Origin of the sequence: Duganella sp. Root198D2, from assembly GCF_001428585.1 — a bacterium.
GTDB lineage: Bacteria > Pseudomonadota > Gammaproteobacteria > Burkholderiales > Burkholderiaceae_D > Rugamonas.
In genome coordinates, this window is sequence record NZ_LMIC01000004.1 from 43,075 (window position 1) to 64,450 (window position 21,376).

Here is a 21,376-nt window from a genome sequence, read left to right on the forward strand (position 1 = left end):
AAGGTAGTTATAGATGGCTATATGCTACCCGATGGCGCCGCCGTACGCTCATCAACGTCGATGATGCAGCCGCTCCATTCGCGCACCCCGCCCTGTTCATCGAGCAGCGGGGTCGCCACCACGCTGGCCCGCAGCCAGTCGCCGCCAGCTTCATGCAGGCGCACCTTGGCCTCGCCGCTGGTCGAAGTCCGCACTGCATCGCGCCACATGCTGCGGGCGCGCGCCCGGTCGTCGGGATGGATCGATTCCAGCCATGCTTCGCTGCCTTTGCCGCTGGCATCGGCCTCCCAGCTCAGGATTGAGATATCGCGCAGCACATGGCGCAGGCGCGATTCGCTGGCGCGCAAGGCTGCTTGCGAACGCGCGCGTTCAAATTCCACGCCAATGCGCGCCGCAGCCTCCTCGAACAACGCTACTTCGGATGGCTCCCACTTGCGCGCGACAGGCTGGCAGGCCAGGAAGAAGCCGAGCCACACATCGCCCTTGTGGCAAACGGCGCCCAGGATCGCTCCGCGCCCGCCGGCAAGCTGCGACAGCCCTCCCATGCCGACAGCGTCCTCGATGTCATCGTCCACAACCGCCTCACCGTCGCGCCAGCGTGCCAGCGCCGCCGCCCCGAGCTTTTCCACCTCGCCGCTGCCGTGCAGCGCGGGAGCGCCGGCGGCATACCCCGGCATCGTGTCGTAGCGCCCGCCCCGGATACCGGCAAAAGACAGTTGCGGCACAGCGAGCCGCTCGCCCAGCATCCGGCAGCCCAGCGCCAGTAGCGCCATGGGGTCAACCAGCGGCCGCAGGCTGTCGCCCAGCCGCAGCAGGAAGTGCTGGTCGGCGGCGCGGGCACGGACCTCGTCCTCGGCAATACGGCGGCGGCTGATATCGACAAACGTCAGCACCGCGCCGGCAACCTCGTCGTCCCGGGTCCGGTAAGGCCGCACGCGAACGATATAATGGCCGCCATCGAGCGCGTTGACTTCCCGTTCCTGCGGCTGCTGGCTTTCCAGCACCGCGGCCACATCGGACTGCAGCTCGGGGTAATCGAGGCGGTGGGTGATATCGAGCAGGCGGCGGCCGACATCGCGTGGAATCAGGTTGAATATGCCGGCGGCGCGCGGTGTGAAGCGTTTAACTGCGAGGTTGGGACCGACGAAGATGGTAGCCAGGTCCGCCGCTGCAATCAGGTTGACCAGGTCGTCGTTGACACGGCCGGTATCGTCCAGGCGGGCGGCGAGTTCGGCATTGACAGTCGATAGTTCTTCATTGTGCGACTGCAGCTCTTCGCAGCCGCTCTCCGCCATGGCCAGGCGGCTGCACAGTTCGTCGGGCGACAAGTGCTGCGGCACCGCTTTTCCTGCACCAGCCGGAGCATGTGTGAAACTGACGCGCCGCGCAGGCGCCGCGACTTCCGCGCTAGCACCGGCAACGACCCGAGCCTGGTAAATCCTGTGCTCACGGTCCACATGTGAAAATAGCTCGGGCACTGGCGTCGCGGTTTCCGCGTTGCCGAGGAACAGAATACCACCGCGACTGAGGCTGAAATGGAAACGCTGCAGCACCTGCCTTTGCATTGCCCGGTCGAGGTAGATCATGAAGTTGCGGCAAGTGACCAGGTCCAGTTCCGAGAACGGCGGGTCGCGCAGCAGGTTATGGCTGGCAAAGGTAATCAGCTCACGCAGCGGCTGGCGCACGCGGTACTGTTTACCTGCGCGGACAAAATAGCGCTCAAGGCTGGCCGGGGGCACTTCGTCCTGGATCGATTCCGGGTACATGCCGGCACGCGCCACGCCCAGTGCCTGCTCGTCGATATCGGAGGCGAAAATATGGATGCGCGGCGGGTTGTCCATCGCGCGCGCCGCATCGGACAGCAGCATCGCCAGCGTATAGGCTTCCTGCCCCGTCGAGCAGGCTGCAACCCAGGCCCGCAGCTCGCCTTTGGCACGCGCCGCCAGCATGGCCGGCAATACCGCATCACGCAACTGGTCGAACGACAGGCGATCGCGGAAAAAGCCGGTGACACCGATCAGCAAATCCTTCATCAGCTTGCGCGCTTCGCTGTCGTCATTTACCAACAATGTGCGATAGGCGGACACGCTGGGGATGCCACGCAGGTGCAGGCGGCGCTCCAGGCGGCGCAGGATTGTCGGCCGCTTGTAATTACGGAAGTCATGTCCAGTGCTCTCGTGCACCATTGCCAGCACTTCCTGCACGGCCGCATCTTCCGTCTCTACACCATCCACCAGCAAAATGCCGGCATCGTTACTTTCATGCAGCAGCAGGCGCGCTGCGATGTCGGATGCCGGCAGGATAATGTCGGCCTGGCTGGCCTTGATGGCAGTTTCCGGCAAGGTGCCGAACTGGGCGTCCTGCGGCAGCTGGACGACGGTGGTGCCGCCCTGCTCGCGCAACGCCGCCAGGCCGCCGCAGCCATCCTGCCCCATGCCGGACAACAGCACCCCGGTCGCCAGCTGCCGGTGCGACAGGGCCAGGGAGTGGAAGAAGTAATCGATCGCGCCCAGAGAAGTATGGCCGGCATTTGCCTCATCGATGAACAGGAAACGGTCTTCGACTTTCAGCAGCGTGCCGGGGGCAATCACGTAAATGTGGTTGACCAGTACTTCGGTCGGATGCTGCGTCACCTGCGTTACCGGCATCTTGCTAAAACGCTGCAAGGTTTCGGCGGATCTGCTGGAATGGGACGGCAGCAGGTGCAGGATAATAACGATCGAGAACCCAGGCGCCTCCGGCAAGCCAGGCAACATGCGCTCCAGCGCGGCCAGCCCGCCAGCGGACGCGCCGATCCCGACCAGCGGGAACTTCACACTGGCCATGCCCAGCTCAGCTTTACCGAGTGCTTCTGGCGAGTTCATCGTTTAGGGCTCCTGCCCCATTCTAGCCCTTACTTAAAAATTAGCATTTTCGCTATGAATCCAGTATTCTTCCAGCAACTTCTTTCACCCAAAGGAAACCCAATGAAGTTGAAAATTCTGGCGACGGTGCTGGCCTGCGCGGCCGCCTCGACTGCCCAGGCCGCATTGACGGCCGACCAGGTCAAGACCTTTACGCTGAATAACGGCATGAAATTCATCGTGCTGGAAAGTTCGGGCATCCCGAATGCGACCATGTACACCTTCTTCAAGGTCGGCTCGCGCAACGAAGCGCCGGGCACCACCGGCCTGTCGCACTTCTTCGAGCACATGATGTTCAACGGCTCCAAGCACTACGGCCCGAAGATGTTCGACCGCACCATGGAAGCCAATGGCGGCTCCAACAACGCTTACACCAATAGCGACGTCACGGTGTACCAGGACTGGTTCCCGGCCTCCTCGCTGGAAACCATCTTCAAGCTGGAAGGCGACCGCATCGCCCACCTGTCGATCGATCCGAAGATGGTGGACAGCGAACGCGGCGTGGTGCTGTCCGAGCGCAGCACCGGCCTGGAAAACTCCAATGCGCAGATGCTGATGCAGGACCTGGACAGCGTCGCTTTCGTCGCCCACCCCTATGCGATTCCGACCATCGGCTGGGAATCCGACATCAAGGCGTGGACCCAGAACGACCTGGAGAACTACTTCCGCACTTACTATGCGCCGAACAATGCGGTGTCCGTAATCGTCGGCGACGTCAAGGTCGACGAGGTGAAAAAACTGGCCACCAAATACTTGGGCAGCATTCCGAAACGCGCAGCGCCGCCTGCCGTGCGCACCGTGGAGCCTGAACAGAAAGGCGAACGCCGCGTCTTCGTGGCCAAGCCATCGGCCACGTCCGCCAACCTGATCGTCGCCTACAAGATACCGGAGCGCGCCGCCGCCGACACCTACGCGCTGAGCGTGCTGCAAGCCATTCTCACCGACGGCAAGACTTCGCGCCTGTACAAGGCACTGGTGGAGACCCAGCTGGCAACCAGCGTCACCGCCGGCAGCGGCGATGGCTTCGACCCGGGCCTGCTGTACCTCATGACTGTGGCCGCCGCCGGCGTGGCGCCGGCCAAGGTCGAGAAAGCCCTGCTGGAAGCCGTCGACAAGGTTGCCAGGGAGGGCGTGAGCGAAGCGGAATTGCAGAAGGTGAAGAACAGCAAACTGCTGGACATCTACCGCCAGCAGGAAACCATCAATGGCAAGGCGCAGATGCTGGGCAACTATGAAGTCTTCAACGGCGACTACAGGAAAGCCTTTGACGCCCCTGCCGCCTACGAAAAGCTGACGGTGGCCGAGATCCAGGGCGTCGCCGCCAAGTACCTGAAGAAATCGCAGCGCACCATTGGCGTGCTGGACGCAAAGGAGGATTGATTGATGAAGAAACTGATTTCCGTAGCGCTCACCGGCGCGGTCGCAGCCTCCGCGCAAGCCGCCGAATTCAAGCTGCCAGCCTTTGAAACCGCCAAGCTGGCGAACGGCCTGACCGTGTACATGATGGAACGCCACGACGTCCCGCTGGTCGCCGTGCGCGCCGTGGTCAAGGCAGGCGCCGTCAACGACGGCAAGCAAGCCGGCCTGGCCAACCTGACCGGCGACGGCGTGCTGCTCGGCACCTCCAGGCACAGCAAGGCCGAAATCGACCAGGCCTTCGACTTCCGCGGCGCAGTGCTGACCGGCGGCGGCAGTGTCGAACAATCGACCGTCGCGGCCAATTTCGCCCGCAAGGACACCGACACCCTGCTGCCGCTGTTCGCAGAACTGGTACAGTCCCCAAGCTTCGACGCGGCCGAACTGGAGAAGCTGCGTGGCCGCAAGGTCGACGGCCTGAAGCAGGCCAAGGAAAGCCCGCGCCTGGTGGTCGGCAACTACTACCGCGCCATGCTGTTCGGGAACGCCGCCTACGCCAACCCATCCTCCGGCACCGTCAACAGCCTCACCGCGCTGAAACAGGACGACGTGAAATCCTTCCACAAGCAGTACTTCCGCCCGGATAATGCGGCGCTGGTGGTGGTTGGCGACTTCGACCCGGCAGAAATGCGCAAGAAGGTGGAAGCCCTGTTCGGCCAATGGAAAGCCGAAGGCCCTGCGCCGCAACGCACCAGCTACGGCAAGGTGCAGGCGGACAAGGCGCGCGTATGGGTGGTGAACAAATCCGACGCGATCGAAACCACCTTCCTGATCGGCGGTCCAGGCATCGCCCGCAATGATCCGGACTATGTACCGCTGCAGGTGCTGAACACGGTGCTGGGCGGACGTTTCACCTCGTGGCTGAACGACGAGCTGCGCGTGAATTCCGGCCTGACCTATGGTGCCAATTCGGGCTTCAACACCATGTCGCAGACCGGCACGTTCTCGATCTCCAGCTTCACCGCGTTGCCGAAGACGGAAGCCGCGCTCGACCTGGCGTTGAAAACCTACGACCGCCTGTGGAGCAAAGGCATCGACAAGGCAACGCTGGACTCAGCCAAGGCCTACGTAAAAGGCCAGTTCCCGCCGCGCTATGAAACCAGCGAACAGCTGGCGTCCCTGCTCGGCGACATGTACGCCAACGAGGTAAGCCGCAGCCAGATCGACAACTTCATGAAAGACGTCGACAGCCTGACGCCGGAACGCGCCAAGCAACTGGTCGAAAAGCACTTCCCGCGCAAGAACCTGCAGATGGTGCTGGTAGGCAAAGCCTCCGAGATCGGCAAGATCGCCGCCAAATACGGCGAAGTAACGAACCTCGACATCACCGCCGACGGCTTCCAGCCATGATGAAAGTCGGGGTCAGCTCCGGCAATCTGCCATAAAGCGCACGGCTGTGCGCTTTATGGCAGATTGCCGGAGCTGACCCCGACTTCTAAAATGCATGGCGCAGGCGCAGGGCCAGCGTTTCTTTGACCGGCGAGAGGGCTCTTTCGCTGCCGTTCTTTCCTTCCTGGCGCATTGCCGAGAACATCAGGTGCGTGCGTGCGCTGAATGCGTAGTCGGTTTGGACGTGCCATACGCGGCTGCTGTCGTCCAATCCTAAATACACTCCTGCGCCGACGTCCCACGCGCCTGCCGCTTTTGACACTGTCAGGCTGCCGTAGTGCTGTCTTGCGCCCAGGGTGGGCAGGCGGCTCGCCAACTTAGCCAGCATGTGCGGCGGCAGGTTCGATTGCGCTTGCTGCCGCAACGCTTCGTAGCCGTCGTCCGCCATGCCTTGGCCGTTGTAGGCGTATTCCAGTTGCAGCTTGGGTAGCGTGGATGGCGTCAGGACGATGCCTGCGGTGGCGCGGGTGTAGCGCGATGCGCCTCCTGCACGGTAGGCGGAGGCGTACCAGGACAGTGCATCCGCCGGCGCGGCGCTGATGGTGGCGCCGATGCCAGCGTCTTCGCTATGCGCGCGGCGCAGCACCATGCCTGCGCTAATGGCGTCGAATTCGTAGCCGAATTTGAGAATCGATTGCACGCGCCCCCCAGCCTGGCGCGCATGCAGGGCTGCGACACTGGCGCGTGCTCCGCTCCACGCCAGCACCGCCATCGGAATGCCTTCCGAGTTGCCAAGCGTATCCAATGGATCGCTGAGGTCCGTGCGCTTTTGCAGGAAGCCGAGGGGCTGGTTGATATAAGAGGGGTCCAGGGCGTACAGGCGTTTGCCGAGCGAGAGCGAGGCGCCTTCACCCAGCTCGAACACGCGGTTCAATTCCTGCAGCACGGCTTTGCTGCGCGTGCCATCCCGGTCTGTGTTCAGTGCTTCGGTGCGCACGCGCCAGGTGATGTCTTGCTGGCGTCCTTCGAACAGTACGACGGCGCGCGTTCCCTTGCCGGCGATGTCGAGGAAGTTATCGCGGTTGAGCGGTGTGTCCTGCAGGATGGTGCGCTCTTGCGCGCCCAGTACGAAGCCACCCACCCAGTCTTCACCTGCCGACGCGTCGCCCGGTGCGGCTGCCGCGACGGCCGCTGCCAGCGGCAGGCATTGCAATCGCTTCATTGCTCCAGCGTGCGCGGGTTGAACATATTGGCCGGGAATTCAGCTGCCTTTACCTTTTCGAATACGACCCGCGTTTCTTCGCCGGGCAGTTGCGGGTCGGCGTAGCGGGTGGTCGGCGGCAGGCCGCCCTTCGCTGCGTCGAAGGTGGCTACCTTCAGCAACTTGCCGCTGGCGACGTACAGCATGGCTTTCAGCGGTACATAGCGCCCCTCCTGGCGCGCTGCCAGGAGTGTGATCTTCGAGTAGGTGGCCGCTTCGCTGCGGCTGCGCAGCTCAAGCGCGACGCAACTCTTGGCCGGACAGCCGTCGGTCTCGCCTTCCAGTACCGCCGCGTCGTAATCGTGGCTGAAGCGGATGCGCGACAGGTCGCCGATGTTGGCCTTGCCGAGCAGGGTTTGCAATGGCGTCAGGCGAATCGCGCGCCGTGTGCGCGGGGCGTAGAAAAACAGGCCGCTGTCGGTGGTCAGGAATTTCTGGCCGCGCTGGTCGACACTGGTCGCTTCCACCAGCACCTGGTTGTAATTGGCGCCCCGGATGACATATGTGCCGGGTTCCTGGCCATTGCCCGCCTCGATCCGCACGTTCGCCTCGAAGCTGTTGACCGGCATGCGGTACTGGTCCACCTGTTGCAGGATTTCGGTGGCGCTTGGCGCCGACGCCTGGGCCGCGCCGGCGCTCATCATCAGGATCAGGAATCGTTTCAGCATGGTCTAATTGGAAGTCAGGATGGCCTTTACGGGCATGCGGCCGATGCGCCTGCTGGTCAGCCAGGCTGCAATCATGGCAAGCAGGGGCAGGACTGCCACAATCGCCAGGCTCGGCTGGTGCAGCCATAACAGGTGCAGCGGCACACCGACGTTGCGGCCAGGCGGTGGTGCCAGTTCGATGCCGGCGGCATTGATCGCCAGCGTGGCAAGCCAGGCCACCGCGCCGCCGGCCAGCGCACCGAATGCGCCCTGCAGCAAGCCTTCGAACATGAACAGGCGGCGCACCATCGCTTGCGGGATGCCCATCGCGCGCAGCGTGCCGATTTCCTTGCCGCGCTCGTAAATCGTGGCCAGCGTCATCGCCGCCACGCCGAGGAACACGATCAGGCCGATGATGGCGCCGAAGACGATGAACTGGTTGCGGAACAGCGCCATGACTTGCGGGTAAAGCGGTGCCAGGTCCTGCCAGCGCTGCAGGCGTACCTTGCTGCCGATTGCCTGCGCGATGGCTGCCGACTGCGCATCGGCGCCTGCCGTGTCCTGGTACAGCAAGGACAGGTGGGAGATCTTTTTCGTACGCAGCAGCTCCTGCGCGGTTTCAATCGGGATCTGCAGCGTGTAAAGGTCGCGTTCCGGAATGCCGGTGGAGAGCAGGCCGACGACTTCGACATCCATCGCGTTCACACTGCCATGCACCGTCGTTGTCATCAGGGTCAAGGACTGGCCGCTACGCACGCCGAGGCGCCGCGCCATTTCCCTGCCGACCAGGACCTGGTAGCGGCCCTCCTCGCCGGCACGCAGTGGCGCGCCCTGCGCCAGCAACTGGAAAGTGCCGAAAGCCTGCCTTTCGCGCAGCGGGTCCACGCCCTGGGCTTCAAAGGTCAATGTACGCGGACCATTCGAAACCAGCCCGCTGAATTGCAGGCGCGGCGCGATGCGGCGCACGCCGTCCATCGGTGCCAGCAGCGCTTCGATGCGGGTACGCTCGGCATCGTCCAGCCCGTACTGCAGCTGCTGCTCCACGTAGCCGTCCGCAGGCGCCACGGCGCTGATCTGCGCATGTCCAAGCCCGCCGCGTATGGTGCTCTCCCGCAGGCCGTCGAGGGAGGCGGCAATGTAGGCGGCAAACAGCAGCAAGGCCAGGGTGCCGATGGCGATGGTGCCGCCCAGCAGCAGCGAGCGGCGGCCGTTGCGCATCACGTTGCGATGGGCCAGCACCAGCCATTGCATCATGCGGCCACCTTGCCGTCTTCCAGGCGCAGTACCTGGCCCGCCATATCCATCACGCGCTGGTCGTGGGTGGCAATGATGAAGGTCGTGCCAAGGTCGCGGTGCAGGCGGTCGACCAGTTCCAGCATCTGCTGCGCAGTCTTGCTGTCCAGGTTCCCGGTGGGTTCGTCGGCGATCACCAGCTTGGGGCGATTGACCAGGGCGCGCGCAATCGCCACGCGCTGCTGCTGGCCGCCGGACAATTGCGCCGGAGTGTGGCCGAGGCGGTGCTCCATGCCGACCATGGCCAGGGCTTCACTCGCCGCCTGGCGCCGTTCGCGTTTCGGCAGTGCGCACGTAGCCAGTGCGAGTTCGACGTTTTCCTGCGCGGTCAGGGTGCCGACCAGGTTGAAATTCTGGAACACGAAGCCAAGCTTGCGGTTGCGGAAGGCGTCCAGTTCATGCTCCGGCAACGCGTCCAGCGCGGCGCCGTCAAGGTGGATACTGCCGCTGTCCGGCTGTTCAAAGCGCGCCAGCATGCCAAGCAAGGTGCTCTTGCCGCTGCCCGAAGGGCCGGCAATCGCCACCACCGAAGGTTGCGCCACCTGGAAGGAAATCCCATCCAGCGCTGCGATACGTTCATCGCCGCGACGGTAATGCTTGCTCACCTGCCTGACGTCGACGATGGGCGCCATCAGTACACCATGTCCAGCGCGATGTCATTGGCGCCTGCCTTGATGTCGATGCGCGCATCGTCGAAGCTTGGCGGGCCATAGTGGCCGCGCGCATTGCGGGAAAAGCCCCACCCTTCCTGCGGCATGCCGTTGGCTGACTTGTCCAGCCTTCCGTTCAGGTTTTCGTCGTGGTAGACCATGACCGCGTAGCTGCCGGGCGTCACGCCGGGGAACGTCAGTACGTTGCCGGCAACGGCCGGCTGCACCGCAAAGTACTGGCAGGCCTTCAGGAATGAATTCCTGTTGCAGATGGCGCCCATCAGCGCACCCTTCTGCCCTGCGACACCGCCCAGGGTGACGTTTACGGTTGCCGTGCCGGCTACCGCCGGCTGGCGAACGCCGATGGCATAGGCGGCCGCGGCGCCGGCCAGTGCCAGTGCCCCGGCGATCATCAGGATATTCGTGTTCTTCAATCCATGACTCCTTTCAATGCAGGTCGCGCGGCGTCCAGCCGAAGCGGCGTACTGCCAGCAACAGGCAAGCGCACATCATGGCGGCCAGTACGACGATGCTGTAGGCCTCGCCCTGCCAGCTCATGCTGCCGGTCAGCGCGTGGCGGATGCTTGCCATCATTGCATTGAGGGGCAGGTATTCGAGCGCGTCGCGCAGGATCGGCGGCAGGCCGCCCAGCGGAATCATGAGGTTACCGGAAAACAGCAGGGGGAAGTACAGCAGGTTGCTGACCATGGTGACACCTGCCACGCTGCGGCTGACCGCCGCCAGCAATAGTCCCAATGCGAGGAAGGCGGCGCAGCCCAGGGCCAGCATGCCGCTTGCCGCTGCGATGCCGGTCGCGCCGGTATCCAGCTTCACGCCGTACACGGCCCAGGCCACGATAAACATGGCGACGCTGGCCAGCACGATGATGACGAGGCGCGACAGGCACCATGCCAGCACCACCACGCCGGTCGGCATCGGGAACAGCTGGTACAGACGGAACATGCCGCCCTCGCGCGCCGCGACCAGCGGGCCGGCGAAGCCCATCAGGCTGGTCGAAAGGATGACCAGGCCCGCCAGCCCGCTGACCAGGAACAGGCGGTAGTCCAGTGCGCCCGATGCGGGTACAGGCGGCGCAGGCAGCACAACGCGCGGTTCGTCTTGCAGGCCTGCCAGGTTATAGCCATCGCTGAAGCCGCGCAGCATGCCATAGCTGGCCTCCAGCGTGGGACCGGCGCTCAGCGTGGTGGCGAGCTTCATCTCGGTGCTATGGCCGGCGCGTACCGCCTCGGCGAAGCCCTCCGGGATGGTAAGTTCCAGGTCGGCCTTCACTCCGGGCGCCGGCGCGATAACGCGGAATTCGACGCTATTCTGCAGGCGCAGGCCGCGCGCCAGCTTCTGGGCATAACCCGCGCTTTCCGTGCTGCGGTCCATGTCGCGCACCAGCAAAGTGACGGGCCCCAGCTTTGCTTCCTGCCCGAACAGGGCCATCTGCATCATCAGCATCAGCAAGGGGAAGGCAAAGGTCCAGAACAGGGCCAGGCGGCCGCGCAGGAATAGCGCCAGGTCGGCCCGCACCAGGTGCAGCAGGATCTTCAAGCGGTTCCCCCCTTGGTGAGGTCGGCCAGGAAGTCTTCGATGGTCGATGCTTCGAGGCTGAAGTTGGCGATTCCGTGCTGGTCGATGTAGCGGCGGAATCCCGCGTCGAAGCCCGCCGCGCCCTGCAGCTGCCAGCCGCCTTGCGATACATCGGCGCGCAGCAGCGCAGGCAGCCCGTGCAGGGCCTGCTCAGCCTCGCCGGTCAGCGGCTGCAGGATGCGGGCCTTGAAGCGGCCGACGCTGCGTTCCAGCAGTTCGTCGAGCGTGCCGCCGCCGACCAGCCTGCCTTTATCCATGCAGAGGATGCGGTCCATGCCGGCCAGGTCGGCGGGAATATGGGAAATCTGCAGTACCGTGGTCGGCATGCCGGCCAGCAGTTCGCGCAGGGCGCGGGCATGCCATTCGTCGAGCCCGAGCGAGGGTTCGTCGAGCAGGGCCAGTTCCGGTACGTGGGAAAGTGCGAGCCAGAGCATGACACGCTGCTTCTGGCCGCGCGACAGCTGCTGCCAAAGCCTGCTGCGCACCTCTTCCATACCGAGGGCGCGGGTTACGGCCGGCTCGGTGCGGGTGTAGATCGCTTCGTGCATCGTCATGATTCCGCTGACGCGCATCTGGCCCGGCAGGTCGGCGCTTTGCAGCAGGCCGCCTAATTGCTGCCGTACTTTGGCCTCGCGCGGGTCGCCGATCGCCAGCTGGATCTTGCCGCTGTCGGGTTTCCGCAAGCCGAGCAGGGTCTCAAGGAGGACGGTTTTGCCGCTGCCATTGGGTCCGACCACGGCGACGCGCTCGCCCTTGCGCAGCGTCAGGTCGCACGCCATCAGTGCAAAACCCGATGGCAATCGCAGCCCGATGCCGAGTGCTTCGAGAACGACGGCGGCCGCTGCATCGGGTGTCGGCACGGTGCGAACAGGGTCTGCCGGCACCGCTGCTGCCTCGGGTGCAGATGGCGCAATCGCAATCACTTCGTCGCCGGGATCGATGCCGTTATCGATCAGCATTTCACGCGCGTGGGCGCGGTACAGCGGGTGCTGCATCGCTTCGCGCAGCATGCCGGCGCCGCGGTCGCGGTCACCGCCGTAATTGGGCGGGGCGTGCAGCAGCAGCGAGGCGTGGTGGATCAGCAGGTCCGGGTCGCCGGCAATCAACTCCTGCGCCTTGCCGAAAGCGTGCAAGGCATTCTGCCCTGCCGTGGCGACCTTGATGATATTGGGTTGCGCCAGCAGGATTGCCAGGATGGCCCGTACGCCGCGCCACAGCCACTGGCGTCCGGCGGGCAGGATGTCCGCTGCTTTGAGCAAGGCATCGATGCCTGCTTCCTGCTCGGGAGGCAGCCTGGTTCCGCCATGGACATGGAGCAGCGCCTGGTTCAGGCGGGCGCTCAGCAAGGCGTCCAGCAACGCGGGCTGGGCGAATACCGGCTCCGCTTCCAGCAGCGCGATGCTGGCCGCCAGGTCTTCGGCGTGCTTGCTGCTCCAGGCGGTGAAGATGGCTTGCTGCGACAGCGCGACCAAGGCTGCATAGGCGGCGCTGGCGCCGTCCCCGTCCGCCTGCCCTGCGGCTGGCGCACCCGCCGCGGCGATCGGCATGCCGCTGGCTTGCCCTGCCAGCTCGGCGATCCGGGTATCAGATACCGCACGCGAAACGGAACGGAACAGCGAGACAATCGCCGCGGCGCCGCCACGCGCATCGACCGCTTCCAGCAAATCGGCGCCAAGGCGGCAGGCGGCGCGATAAGCGTCGATGCCCGCGCCGGCGGAAGCGCCGAACATGGCATCGCCGTCGCGCGACAGCATGTTCCGCAGCGGTGGCGCCAGTTCCGGGCGCTGCGGCAGCGGCGTGGCGCCGCCGAAACGGTTGGCAAACAGTTGCGCCAGCCCTTCGTCGAGCAGGCGCACGCCGCACGTCAGGAAGCAATGCGCCACTTCATGGAATACAACCGCGCGCAGGCCGTCGGAATATCCTTCAGATTGCGTGGAGAGCCGCACCAGCGCCAGCCCTGGCAAGCTCTCCATCGTCAAATGCATATCGCGCTCGGATGGCACGCATTGCAGCAGGATGCACGGCTGCGGCAGGCCGAGGAAAGCGGCGCAGGCGCTGACAGCTTCGTCGAAATTGCGCAGCAGCGCAGGCGGCAGCTCGGCGTCACCCAGCACGTAGACGCTGCCGCAGGCGCGCCAGGCGCGCCGCCCGGCCAGTAGGTCCTGCAGGATCGGATAGGCATGGAAGCGTCCACGCAACGCGAACAGGCGCTCCAGCGCCTGGCCGGCGCCTTCGCTGTCGCCCGCCGCAGCCAGGCGCAGCACGGCACCTGCCGCGTCGCGCAGCCACAACTCGCTATCCTGCCAGCCCGGCGCGTCGTTCATTCGTCCTCGCCGGCGGCAGGTGCAGGCGGTGCTTCGCGCCCGAGCAGCATGACGGAAGCCACCGTCTCCGTCACGCCGTCGATATCCAGCAGGGCCGCCAGTTCATCGTCGTAATAGGCGCCGTAGACCAGGGAGCCAAGCCCCAGGCCTTGCGCGGCCAGGCACAGGTTCTGCGAAGCGTGCCCCGCCTCCAGCAGCGACATGCGGTAGCCGCGCGCGCCGTACTTGGCGGTGGCGCGCTGCGGCACGCTGGTCATCACGCATACCACCGGCGCCTTGACGCCGGATTCACCCGACTTCACCTCCGCGCTGCCGAAAGCATCGCCCTGTTGCGGCTTCAACACGCGCAACAGATGGTTGCGGGCGTCGTAATGCGCGATGCAAGGCTCGATACCTTCCACGTCGTTGAGGAAGAAATAGAACTCGGTCGGATACAAGCCGCCCGGCGATGGATAGGAACGAAACGCCAGCTTCACGTGCGGCGCAATATCGCTCTTCGCCATGCGCCGCACGCGCAGCGAATGATGCAGCAGGCTGGACAGCTCCTGCAGCGTCATGGCGCCGGCGAAGGCGCGTGCACTCTTGCGCTGCTGCAGCGCCTGCGCCAGTTCGCCCAGCGCCAACAGCGGCTCCGGCAATTCGATCGCCGGGCAGGATGGATAAGCGTTGTAGCCGGCCGCGCCGCGCGCGATGTACGCCGGATGGCGCAGGAAGCGCACGATGTTTTTCACCTGCCCCATCAAGGTGGCGCGGTGGAACTTGGTCTGCTCGTGCAGGATCTCGGCCGGATCATCGACGTCGAACTGGCCCGCCATGGCCTGCGGCGGCAGCAATTCCTGGAGTGTCTTGGTCATGGGAATGGATGCGGTTCGAGGTTAGGTTCAGGCACGCCCGGCAAGCCCCAGTGTGCTGCAATGGCGCGCAGGCGGCGCTCGTCGCGGCTCACCAGGCCGTCGCCGAACAACAGCGGATGCAGGCCGGGAATGAAGGCGCGCAGCACGCAGAAGCCCAGGCTGGCGATGTCGGCGGAGGTCACGTCCACCGCCAATGCGCGCAGGCCCATGACTTTCAGGCGCGCCAGCAGGTCGCCCATGCCACTTAGCTGCCGCAGCGAAGGGTCGTCGGAAGAAACCGTGGCCTCGCTGGTGAACAGGAAGTCCATCGCGCCTTGGCGGGAACGGTCCAGGAAGAAGGCGAAGTGGTCGCCCGGGTTGCGGATCGCGGCCTGCTCCGGCAGCGGGCTGCCGGCCGCCAGGATCGAGCTGCCCCATACGTAGCCGTGGAAGGCTTCCACTACCGCCTTGTTGATGGCGGTTGCCACATCCAGGTGGGCGCTGGCGCCGAGCGACATGGTGCCGTCGTTGCGGCTGCGCGCCAGGCACAGCACCACTGGCATGCCGACGTCGGTCGTGATATCCCACAGGTGGACGTCCAGGCTTGGATGGGCCAGCTGGCGGCGCACGCCGGGCAGCAGGCGTTCCATGGTGGATGGCGCTACCACCAGCTTGCGCGGCGCATACTTCATCTGCCACATGGCGGCGAAGGCATCGCGTTCGATCACTTCCGCCAGCCCGCTCAGCAGCGCCCTGCCCTCGTCCATGCCTGTCGCCAGGCCGGTCGACGAGGACTGCATCACGATCTCGCGCTTGTCCTTGACCTGCATGCCGAGGTAGACCATCTGCGCCGGCACATAGGTTTCGCGCGACGGATCCATCAGGTCGGCGGCCGGCGCCCAGGCCCGTACCACCGAGGTGTCGTCGGCCGCGAATTCAAAGCCTTCGCCATATTGCTGCGGCGCGAACAGCACGAACTGGCTCGGGCCGACTGCCGCTTCGCCCAGCGCATCCTGCGAGGCATACAGCACCTGGTCATCGAAATGCGCAGCCGCGGCATAGCGTTCCACCGCCTCGCCGAACGCCGCCCACAGGGCCGAAGTACGGTCGAAGGCGGCGCCGGAACCGGCCAGGCTGGCGCGGTCGGAATTGGGGTTATTGGCTTTGCCGCGCGCCGGGTCGATCATCATGCTCTTGATGTCCACCATCAGCGCATTGAAGACGAACAGGCCGCGCGCGTCGGGGTGCTCGGTTTCTTCCAGCAGCGAGGTGATGATGCCGTGGCGGCGGTGCACCAGGGCGTCGTGTACCAGGGCCAGTTGGCCCGCATCGGACAAGCGCTCCATGGCTCAGGCCCGACGGCGCAACAGCGCCTGCTGGAAGACGCTGCCCACCGGGCGCTCCGTGCTGGCGGTACCGCACACCTGGCAACGCGGCAGGCGCAGCACGCGGGAACGAACGATCTCGCCGCTTGCGCTGTCGATTTCGCTGAACACGCTTTGCTGCAAGCCTTCCAGCGTGCCGGCCAGGAATTGCAGCGCCACGCGCGAAGCTTCGGCCACGCCGAACTGCACAGCCAGGCGGCTAGGCAGCGCGTGGTACAGGATGTTCTCCGACTGGCTGCGCATATCGAATTCGGCCACGAACTTGCGGGTCGAGCGCACGCGGTGGAAGTAGCACTCGTAGCAGCCGGTGGCTTTCGGCAGCACCAGCGGGCCGCAATGCACGGTATTCCAGTCGATGCCGACAAACAGCGCCGGCCAGCCGGCGCCAACCGCCTTGGCATTCATGGCACGGAACAGCGCGATATCGTCGAAGTCGGACGCCACCAGCAGCAGCGCGCGGCGTTCGCCCTTGTCCGGCAAGGGGCCGTCGCGCACCACGCGATGGACCGGCACACCCAGTTCGGTCAGCGACGCGGCCAGCGCATCGGCGCAGGAACCGGTGCCGGCCAGCGCCAGCACCCAGTTCGACTTGTCGTACTGCGGGCGCTGGGCCGGGCCGGACATGCCGTCCTGCTCGCGCCGGTGCTGCAGGTGATGGAAGGTGGCGTCGCCGCCGGCGCGGCCGTTATGCTTCAGCAGCACGCGCGCGTCGAACAGGGCGTTGACCGCCGCTTCCACCGCTTCGGGCGGGAAGCTCTCGGCGCGGTCTTCAAGCAGTTGCGTCAGGGTCACGCCGTTCGCGGCGTCGGCCAGGATGCTTTTCAGGATGCCGACCCGGTCTTCCACCGTGAAGCGGCGCCCCACGACGGAAATGGCAATCTTGTCTTCGCCCAGCGTGGTCACTTCGGCCAGCGGCGAGATGTACAGGGACTCACTCATTCTCTTAACCAATCTCAGAAAAAAGGCATGGCACCGGCGACGGTGCGCGAGGCATCGACGCCGGTGTCCGGACTTAACCGTTTAGCAGCAGCAAGAGCAAGAGCAGGTGCAGCAGGAGACACTGACGTCGGCCAGGGCGCCGCTCATGTCGTCCATCAGGTATTCCGGCTCGGTGGAGTCGGTGATCTGGATGTGGGTGGTTTCAATCAGAATGGTCATTTCTCTGCTTCCTTTTGAGTTTTTAAGAGAATGGACGCGCCATATGCGAAACCAGCATAAGCAAATGCGGATTCCGCATTGGGCACGACCGCTCAGGAAGGTAGCATGAAACTAAACTACATCTAGTAGAAGAAACATTCCAAAAAGTTTAACTTTTTAGTTGCTGGCAAGCATTAAATGGGTACCCCCGCCGAGGCGCAAATTGTCGCCTCGCCCTGCAAAATAGCGGGTTTCAAGGGTATCCCGCCCAAAATCTTGCACTATGGAAAAATTTAACGCGCGTAGCCGCGCGCACAGTGCGGCAGGATCAAAAAACGACAGCCAGGGCTCGCCCTGCTCGGCATAACGGCGTGCAAAATACTCGACGCCGGCCCGCTCCATCGTATCCAGCAGCTCCGGCTTGACCCCGTAATCGAAGACAATGCCGCTGCCGGGCGGCAGGCCGGCGACCAGTTGCAGCGTGTCGAAAATGGCTTGCTCGGTCAGGTAGAGCGTAACCCCGAGCCAGGAAAAGAACACCGGCTGGTCGAGGCGGCAGCCGGCAGCGCGCAGCGCATCGGCCAGCGCATCGCGTTCGAAATCGACCGGCACGAAACGCAGGCTGTCCGGCACCGTGATGCTGCTGGCGGCCAGCAGTTCGCGCTTCCAGGCCTGGGTGGCGGGATGGTCGACTTCGAATACCTGCAGCGCCGCGTCATGCTGGCGGCGGCAGGCAAAGGTATCGAGGCCGGCGCCCAGCACCACGTACTGCCGCACGCCGGCGGCAGCGGCGCGCGCCAGTTCGTCTTCGGCAAAGCGGCTGCGCACGGCCATGGCGGCGCGCAGGATGCGGCTGAAGCCAGCGTCATAGGAGCGCGCATTCGACTGCACTTGCACGCAGTCTTCCGGCCCCAGTACAGGCAGCGCCAGCGGGTCGTCGAAAATGGCGGGAGTGTCCAGCAACTGGTGCGCGGCGCGCAGGCGCGCCACCATCAGCGCGCTGCGGCTGGGCTGGCCTTCGCTGAGCAGGTGGCTGGACATGGGCGCTTACATGCCCTGCGCTTCGATGTCAGCCAGCGACTCGCGGCCTTTTTCGGTGATGGCAAATCCGTCCCCGGCCGCCACGATGTGCGACTTCTTGCCGAGGAACATGGCCACGTCCTTGTCCGCCACCGCGCCCGGCGCTTCGGCCAGCGCGCGCAGCGCCATCACGCAGCGGCGCAGGAACAGCTGCTGGCGGCCGGCATCGGTCAGGATGATGGCGCCGCTGCGCTCGAATTTGATGAACTTGATGCCGGACAGGCGCTTGCTGTTGCGGCCAACGCAAGCGCTGGGCTTGCCCTTGATGCCGCGGGCAATCTCTTCCAGCGCGTTGAATTCGTCGGTGCTCAGTTTTTCGTTTTTCATTGCTCGTATTCCATGATGGTGCCTTTGCAACCCATCATGGTACGCGCCCGCACCCGGCGCGGCAAGCTTACTTGAGCGTACGCAGCGCCAGCCACACCAGCGCCAGTCCTGTCACCGCACTTGCACAGACCAGCGCCTGGAAACGGCGGCTGTGCAGGTCAATACGGCGTTTGAGGTAGATCTTGTTGTGCAGGGAATTGCCCATCGCGGCCTCCGACGAAGAAAAAGCGTGTGTCGATGACCCATTATAGATAGCGGAACGTGACTGGCTCGTGACAGCGCAAAATATATTCTTAGAGAACAACACTTATTTCCTATTAGCAAGCAAGCGACAGCCGGTGCGGGGCGCTGGTAGCATCGGCAACAAGGAGGGTCCATGATGGAACAGCCAGCTAAATCGCAGCCGGAAAAAGGCCGCCATTACACTGAGGAAGCCGACATCGGCAGCGGCGAGAAAACGCCGGGCGAACAAGATACCGACGAGCAGATTCGCAAGATCCCGCCCCTGCCAGAACCAGGCGTCAAGCCTGCATCGGCGGCGGCTTCGGCCGCGGTTCCTCGATAGGCGGCTCGCCCGGCCGTTGCTGGTCGTCCGGGGGCGGATCTTTTTCCGGCTCAGGCGGCGGTGTTTCGGGGTCGGGTGTGGTGTGCGCTCGCATGGCATTACTCCTCGATTAACGTTGCCTGTTAAAGCAGATCGGGCGCTTTCCGGATATATCAAGGGCCAGTTTGCGCCAGGATTTCCTGGAACTGGTCAATACTGACCGGCTTCACCAGGTGATGGTGGAAGCCGGCTTCGAACGCCTGCTGGCGGTCCTTCTGCTGGCCCCAGCCGGTGACCGCCACCAGCACCGTATGGCGCAGTGCCGGCAAGCGCTTCAACGAGCGCGCCAGGTCGTAGCCGTTTAACGCCGGCAAGCCGATATCGAGGAAGGCAAACTCGGGCGCGAACGCTTCGGCCGCCGCCAGCGCCTGCTTGCCATCATGCGAGATATGCACCTGGTGGCCCATCGAGCGCAGCAAGCCGCCGATGCCGTTGACGAAGTCCACATTATCGTCCGCCAGCAGGATGCGGTGCAGGCGCGCATTGGACGGCAGCGCTTCCACCACAGGCGCGGCGGCGCTGGCCTCGGCCAGCAGCGGCAGCGTCACGCTGAAGGTACTGCCCTGCCCTTGGCCGGCACTGTCGGCGCGGATGCTGCCGCCATGCAGCTCGACCAGCTTGCGCGCCAGCGACAGGCCGACGCCCAGGCCAGCCGTGCTGCGCTCGAGCGAAGAATCGGCTTGGATGAACATCTCGAAGATATCCTGCAGCAGCGCGGGGGCGATGCCAATGCCATTGTCGCGTACGCGCAGTTCGACTTGCGCCGCGCGCACCGCGGCTTCCAGTGTGATGCTGCCGCCGCGCGCGGTGTACTTGGCGGCGTTGTGCAGCAAGTTGGAAATGACCTGCGCCAGCCGCGTTGCATCGCCCACCAGGTAGACAGCCTGCTCCGGTACCTGCACGTGCAGCGTATGGCCCTGCGAGGCGATGAAAGGCCGTGCCAGCTCCAGCGCATCGTTCACCACGTCCTGCAGCATCAGCTGCTCGCGGCGGATGGTCAGCTTGCCGGTATTGATGCGCGAGACGTCCAGCAGGTCATCCACCAGGCGCACCATCTGCTTCAGCTGGCGCTCCATGATGGAACGGGCGCGGTCGCAAGCCAGCGGATCGCTGGCATTGATGCGCATGATGTCGAGGCCGGTGCGGATCGGCGCCAGCGGATTGCGCAGCTCGTGCGCCAGCGTGGCCAGGAATTCGTCCTTGCGGCGGTCGGCCAGCAGCAGCGCGCGCTCGGCGCCCTGGCGCACGGTCATCTCATGTTCCAGGGTGCGGTTGGCGTCCTGCAGTGCGTTCGAGCGGCGCGAGATCTCCGCCAGCATGTCGTTGAAGGCATCGATCAGGGTGCCGATCTCGCCGCTGTCCCGCTCGCTGACGCGCAGCGAATAGTCGCGCCGCAGCATCACGGCGCGCGCCACATCGGTCACGGCCAGCAGCGGGCGCGTGATGGTCTGCTGCAAGCGGTGCGCGACCACGGCCGCCAACGCCAGGCTGCCCAGCGTCACGCCCAGCAGGATCAGGGCATAGCTTTGCACGCGGTCCAGCAGGCGGTAGGAGGCGCTCAGGTAGACCGTGCCGATGCGTTCGCCTTCTTCAACGATCGGGTGCGTCACCACCATATGCCCGCCTTCGATGGCATAGCCGAGCGGGCCGGGCTTGGGCGGCAGCGTCGGCATTTCGGACGGCGTGTGCACGTAGGAGGCGAACAGCGCGCCGTTGGCGGCATAGATTGCGCCCGCCTCGATCTGCGGCCGCACGCGCAGCAGCCCCAGGTTCTGGCGCGCGGCACGCGGGTCGTTGAAGGACAGCGCGGGCGCCGAGGCCGTGGCGACTAGCTCGGCCTGCGTGGTCAGGTCGTCCACCCAGCCCTGCTGGAAGCTTTGCAGGTCGTACACCAGCATCGACACCGTGGTCACCACCAGCGCAACAAAGGTGGTGGCCAGTGCCGTCAGGATCAGTTTGATGCGAACTGATCCTGCCGCCCTGGCGATCATTACTGCCCGCCTTTCTGCACGAAGTAGGCGACAGACAACAGGCGCGAACTGAGGCGCACATTGCAGCGCTCGGCCGCCGGCAGCGATACTTCGAAGCGCACGCGCTCGTCGACCAGGCGGAAGTTGATGACACTCCCGTTTTGCAAGCCATTAAGCTGTTCGGTGACCACCACCGTACCGTTCTTCTCGGCCGTATGCAATGCCGCTTCGGCCAGGCTGGCATCGCCGCCGACGAACAGCAGGTTCAATCCGCCCAGGGCATCGCCCTCGCCCACCTTGCGCACGCTGATGCTGCGGTTGCCGACGCTGCGGCCGCTGGTGATCTGCGCCAGTTCCGCCGCCACGTCATCGGCGCCCAGCACGCCGACCACCAGGCTCGGCCCGGGGGCGGTCGGAAACTCCATGTAACCGAGGAATTTATACAGGAAAGCGGCCTTGACGCTGCGCTCCAGCAGCGGCGTGCTGCCGCCCTGCTGGGAGCCAACCGCCAGGCAGCTGAAGGCGAACAGCAGCGTCGCCAGCGCCAGCAGGCGAGTGCGCCAACCGCCTGCCGCCAAAGGAGGCAGGCCAATCAGACCAGGGGTTGCGCTGAGCATTTCG

20 protein-coding genes are annotated in these 21,376 nt (G+C 64.8%); 3 read left to right on the forward strand and 17 right to left on the reverse strand.

Features of this window, described 5'->3' with window-relative positions; translation table 11 throughout:
- Positions 1-17 precede the first annotated feature (17 nt).
- Positions 18-2,864, reverse strand: coding sequence for a CheR family methyltransferase (locus tag ASE26_RS06375; protein ID WP_057245787.1), 2,847 nt, complete (start codon positions 2,862-2,864; stop codon positions 18-20).
- Between the two features lie 102 nt (positions 2,865-2,966).
- Here ASE26_RS06375 and ASE26_RS06380 point away from each other — a divergent pair, with 102 nt between their 5' ends.
- Positions 2,967-4,283 (forward strand): pitrilysin family protein, encoded by a 1,317-nt coding sequence (locus ASE26_RS06380; protein ID WP_055934609.1) that lies wholly within the window; start codon positions 2,967-2,969, stop codon positions 4,281-4,283.
- A gap of 3 nt (positions 4,284-4,286) precedes the next feature.
- The gene (locus ASE26_RS06385; RefSeq protein ID WP_055935369.1) at positions 4,287-5,669 is read left to right on the forward strand and encodes a pitrilysin family protein; all 1,383 of its coding nucleotides are present in this window, start codon (positions 4,287-4,289) and stop codon (positions 5,667-5,669) included.
- Positions 5,670-5,754: 85 nt separating this feature from the next.
- Here the strand turns inward: ASE26_RS06385 and ASE26_RS06390 are convergent, their stop codons facing one another.
- The 14 genes from ASE26_RS06390 to ASE26_RS31160 form a co-directional block, all read right to left on the reverse strand.
- Positions 5,755-6,870 (reverse strand): hypothetical protein, encoded by a 1,116-nt coding sequence (locus tag ASE26_RS06390; protein ID WP_055934611.1) that lies wholly within the window; start codon positions 6,868-6,870, stop codon positions 5,755-5,757.
- Positions 6,867-7,577 (reverse strand): outer membrane lipoprotein-sorting protein, encoded by a 711-nt coding sequence (locus tag ASE26_RS06395; RefSeq protein ID WP_055934613.1) that lies wholly within the window; start codon positions 7,575-7,577, stop codon positions 6,867-6,869. Before ASE26_RS06395 ends, ASE26_RS06390 begins: the two co-directional genes overlap by 4 nt.
- A 3-nt stretch (positions 7,578-7,580) precedes the next feature.
- Complete coding sequence (locus ASE26_RS06400) at positions 7,581-8,810, reverse strand: FtsX-like permease family protein (RefSeq protein WP_055934615.1); 1,230 nt, start codon at positions 8,808-8,810, stop codon at positions 7,581-7,583.
- The gene (locus ASE26_RS06405) at positions 8,807-9,481 is read right to left on the reverse strand and encodes an ABC transporter ATP-binding protein (RefSeq protein WP_055934617.1); all 675 of its coding nucleotides are present in this window, start codon (positions 9,479-9,481) and stop codon (positions 8,807-8,809) included. Before ASE26_RS06405 ends, ASE26_RS06400 begins: the two co-directional genes overlap by 4 nt.
- On the reverse strand, positions 9,481-9,933 hold the full coding sequence (locus tag ASE26_RS06410) for a DUF2141 domain-containing protein (RefSeq protein ID WP_055934618.1): 453 nt from the start codon (positions 9,931-9,933) through the stop codon (positions 9,481-9,483). The genes ASE26_RS06405 and ASE26_RS06410 overlap by 1 nt, the downstream gene beginning before the upstream one ends.
- A gap of 13 nt (positions 9,934-9,946) precedes the next feature.
- On the reverse strand, positions 9,947-11,056 hold the full coding sequence (locus ASE26_RS06415; protein WP_057245788.1) for an ABC transporter permease: 1,110 nt from the start codon (positions 11,054-11,056) through the stop codon (positions 9,947-9,949).
- A complete protein-coding gene (locus ASE26_RS06420) occupies positions 11,053-13,419 on the reverse strand; it encodes an ATP-binding cassette domain-containing protein (RefSeq protein ID WP_057245789.1) in 2,367 nt (788 codons plus the stop codon). The genes ASE26_RS06415 and ASE26_RS06420 overlap by 4 nt, the downstream gene beginning before the upstream one ends.
- Positions 13,416-14,273 carry a SagB/ThcOx family dehydrogenase gene (locus ASE26_RS06425; protein ID WP_055934624.1) on the reverse strand — a complete coding sequence of 286 codons (858 nt, stop codon included), beginning with the start codon at positions 14,271-14,273 and terminating at the stop codon, positions 13,416-13,418. Before ASE26_RS06425 ends, ASE26_RS06420 begins: the two co-directional genes overlap by 4 nt.
- Entirely contained in the window at positions 14,270-15,598 is a 1,329-nt protein-coding gene (locus ASE26_RS06430; protein ID WP_055934626.1) for a YcaO-like family protein, read from the reverse strand. The genes ASE26_RS06425 and ASE26_RS06430 overlap by 4 nt, the downstream gene beginning before the upstream one ends.
- A gap of 3 nt (positions 15,599-15,601) precedes the next feature.
- On the reverse strand, positions 15,602-16,576 hold the full coding sequence (locus ASE26_RS06435; RefSeq protein ID WP_055934627.1) for a TOMM precursor leader peptide-binding protein: 975 nt from the start codon (positions 16,574-16,576) through the stop codon (positions 15,602-15,604).
- Between the two features lie 81 nt (positions 16,577-16,657).
- Positions 16,658-16,795: a hypothetical protein gene (locus ASE26_RS30475; protein ID WP_154668206.1), complete on the reverse strand. Its 138-nt coding sequence runs from the start codon at positions 16,793-16,795 to the stop codon at positions 16,658-16,660.
- 156 nt (positions 16,796-16,951) lie between these two features.
- Positions 16,952-17,815, reverse strand: coding sequence for an SAM-dependent methyltransferase (locus ASE26_RS06440; RefSeq protein WP_055934629.1), 864 nt, complete (start codon positions 17,813-17,815; stop codon positions 16,952-16,954).
- A gap of 6 nt (positions 17,816-17,821) precedes the next feature.
- On the reverse strand, positions 17,822-18,181 hold the full coding sequence (locus ASE26_RS06445; protein ID WP_055934631.1) for a hypothetical protein: 360 nt from the start codon (positions 18,179-18,181) through the stop codon (positions 17,822-17,824).
- A 67-nt stretch (positions 18,182-18,248) separates the two neighbouring features.
- Positions 18,249-18,386: a hypothetical protein gene (locus ASE26_RS31160; RefSeq protein WP_200953835.1), complete on the reverse strand. Its 138-nt coding sequence runs from the start codon at positions 18,384-18,386 to the stop codon at positions 18,249-18,251.
- Positions 18,387-18,557: 171 nt separating this feature from the next.
- On the opposite strand from ASE26_RS31160, the gene ASE26_RS06450 reads away from it, so the two are divergent.
- Positions 18,558-18,746 carry a hypothetical protein gene (locus ASE26_RS06450; RefSeq protein ID WP_057245790.1) on the forward strand — a complete coding sequence of 63 codons (189 nt, stop codon included), beginning with the start codon at positions 18,558-18,560 and terminating at the stop codon, positions 18,744-18,746.
- 152 nt (positions 18,747-18,898) lie between these two features.
- On the opposite strand, the gene ASE26_RS06455 is transcribed toward ASE26_RS06450, so the two are convergent.
- Positions 18,899-20,776 (reverse strand): ATP-binding protein, encoded by a 1,878-nt coding sequence (locus ASE26_RS06455; RefSeq protein WP_057245791.1) that lies wholly within the window; start codon positions 20,774-20,776, stop codon positions 18,899-18,901.
- A complete protein-coding gene (locus tag ASE26_RS06460; protein WP_057245792.1) occupies positions 20,776-21,372 on the reverse strand; it encodes a YfiR family protein in 597 nt (198 codons plus the stop codon). Before ASE26_RS06460 ends, ASE26_RS06455 begins: the two co-directional genes overlap by 1 nt.
- Positions 21,373-21,376: the final 4 nt, after the last annotated feature.

Coding starts and splice junctions, on each gene's coding strand:
- ASE26_RS06375 (WP_057245787.1), bottom strand. CDS start 2,864: ATGAACTCGCCAGAAGCACTCGGTAAAGCTGAGCTGGGCATGGCCAGT.
- ASE26_RS06380 (WP_055934609.1), top strand. CDS start 2,967: ATGAAGTTGAAAATTCTGGCGACGGTGCTGGCCTGCGCGGCCGCCTCG.
- ASE26_RS06385 (WP_055935369.1), top strand. CDS start 4,287: ATGAAGAAACTGATTTCCGTAGCGCTCACCGGCGCGGTCGCAGCCTCC.
- ASE26_RS06390 (WP_055934611.1), bottom strand. CDS start 6,870: ATGAAGCGATTGCAATGCCTGCCGCTGGCAGCGGCCGTCGCGGCAGCC.
- ASE26_RS06395 (WP_055934613.1), bottom strand. CDS start 7,577: ATGCTGAAACGATTCCTGATCCTGATGATGAGCGCCGGCGCGGCCCAG.
- ASE26_RS06400 (WP_055934615.1), bottom strand. CDS start 8,810: ATGATGCAATGGCTGGTGCTGGCCCATCGCAACGTGATGCGCAACGGC.
- ASE26_RS06405 (WP_055934617.1), bottom strand. CDS start 9,481: ATGGCGCCCATCGTCGACGTCAGGCAGGTGAGCAAGCATTACCGTCGC.
- ASE26_RS06420 (WP_057245789.1), bottom strand. CDS start 13,419: ATGAACGACGCGCCGGGCTGGCAGGATAGCGAGTTGTGGCTGCGCGAC.
- ASE26_RS06425 (WP_055934624.1), bottom strand. CDS start 14,273: ATGACCAAGACACTCCAGGAATTGCTGCCGCCGCAGGCCATGGCGGGC.
- ASE26_RS06430 (WP_055934626.1), bottom strand. CDS start 15,598: ATGGAGCGCTTGTCCGATGCGGGCCAACTGGCCCTGGTACACGACGCC.
- ASE26_RS06435 (WP_055934627.1), bottom strand. CDS start 16,576: ATGAGTGAGTCCCTGTACATCTCGCCGCTGGCCGAAGTGACCACGCTG.
- ASE26_RS30475 (WP_154668206.1), bottom strand. CDS start 16,795: ATGACCATTCTGATTGAAACCACCCACATCCAGATCACCGACTCCACC.
- ASE26_RS06440 (WP_055934629.1), bottom strand. CDS start 17,815: ATGTCCAGCCACCTGCTCAGCGAAGGCCAGCCCAGCCGCAGCGCGCTG.
- ASE26_RS06445 (WP_055934631.1), bottom strand. CDS start 18,181: ATGAAAAACGAAAAACTGAGCACCGACGAATTCAACGCGCTGGAAGAG.
- ASE26_RS31160 (WP_200953835.1), bottom strand. CDS start 18,386: ATGGGCAATTCCCTGCACAACAAGATCTACCTCAAACGCCGTATTGAC.
- ASE26_RS06450 (WP_057245790.1), top strand. CDS start 18,558: ATGATGGAACAGCCAGCTAAATCGCAGCCGGAAAAAGGCCGCCATTAC.
- ASE26_RS06455 (WP_057245791.1), bottom strand. CDS start 20,776: ATGATCGCCAGGGCGGCAGGATCAGTTCGCATCAAACTGATCCTGACG.
- ASE26_RS06460 (WP_057245792.1), bottom strand. CDS start 21,372: ATGCTCAGCGCAACCCCTGGTCTGATTGGCCTGCCTCCTTTGGCGGCA.